The organism is Candidatus Magnetobacterium casense, assembly GCF_019173545.1.
Classification (GTDB): Bacteria; Nitrospirota; Thermodesulfovibrionia; order Thermodesulfovibrionales; family Magnetobacteriaceae; genus Magnetobacterium; species Magnetobacterium cryptolimnobacter.
On the sequence record NZ_JABXWD010000746.1, the window covers coordinates 1 to 1,159 of the forward strand.

At 50.6% G+C, this 1,159-nt stretch carries 2 protein-coding genes; both read right to left on the minus strand.

Going from position 1 to position 1,159, the window contains the following annotated elements:
* Nucleotides 1-686 (minus strand): type 1 glutamine amidotransferase domain-containing protein (locus HWQ67_RS19230; RefSeq protein ID WP_218254308.1); only part of this gene is annotated, 686 nt, incomplete at its 3' end.
* Nucleotides 687-709: 23 nt separating this feature from the next.
* Nucleotides 710-1,036, minus strand: coding sequence for an anti-sigma factor antagonist (locus tag HWQ67_RS19235; RefSeq protein WP_218254309.1), 327 nt, complete (start codon nt 1,034-1,036; stop codon nt 710-712).
* Between the last annotated feature and the right edge of the window lie 123 nt (nt 1,037-1,159).

Sequence of the window (1,159 nt, forward strand, 5' to 3'; positions counted from 1 at the left end):
TACTGTCCCTCTGGACCCACGGCGTCGGTCAGGACATACTCCAGGGTATAGGGGGGCGGACCGATGACAAAGTCCGTGCCCATAAAGCCCGTGCCGTCATGGTAATCGTACTCGATGCAATGGCCGGTGACGTGCTTACCACGGATTATGCACTTGCGTTCAACCAGGTCGCGTGCAAACACCAGACATGCCACCCCGTAGCAGACGGCCGCTATGGGCTTGTCAACCTTGTAAAAGCCCAGGATTACGTCATGCAGGCGCTGGTTGTTGACCATATCAACGATTGGGCCGCTACCGCCAACGATCAGAAGGGCATCGTACTGTTGAATATCCTGTTGTTTTTCCTTTACGGTCTTGTGATACTTCTCTAGGTCGCGCAGGAAGTTGGGAGCGCTGTAATACGGCCTTTCGGGGAACCAGGCGAATAGATTTATCGGATTATCGAGCTTCTTGTCCTTATCCAGGAGCCGTACCTTTGCTGCCGTTGCCTCCGACGTGACGCATGTGCCCAAGGGCGGGTCAACATACGTCCCGTCCATGCTGGGTGGCAGGGCAGGGGCACGTTTCCCCTTTGGCGTTACAAAGACAAGCTCGTAACCCGCAGCCTCGAGCCTCTCCATAGGCCCCAGCAGTTCCTCACCCCAAAAACCATACTCCGATAACACGGTTAAAATCTTCTTGGACATTAATCGTTTCCTCCTTTGGATTTCTAATCACACTTGTTATGCTCATCAACTATGCTTACGCTGTGCAACAGCCCTGTCTTTTTGAGTGTGTCCACGATCATCTCCTGGGGCTTAACTACGTATATGGGAACGCTTACACCGAGCTTCTGTTTGGCAAACACGATCACCCGCAGTCCCGCAGAAGACATAAAACTTAGCTCCTTCACACACAACACGATCTCCTTTGGGGAGGCCTTGGCCACCTTATCCACCTCGTCCTTGAACTTACCAACGGAGCCGGAATCCACCTCACCAACGAGGGTGATCCTTGCTATGCCCTCCACAACATCTGACGTTACCGTAAGACTCATTGCTATATCCTCCTTATTTTATATTATACGGAACTGTTTCTACAACAATTTACCGGAATTAAAGCATACTGCAAACTAACATGCCTGAAAAATCATATATTATTTAAGTATATCCCTCTCCCA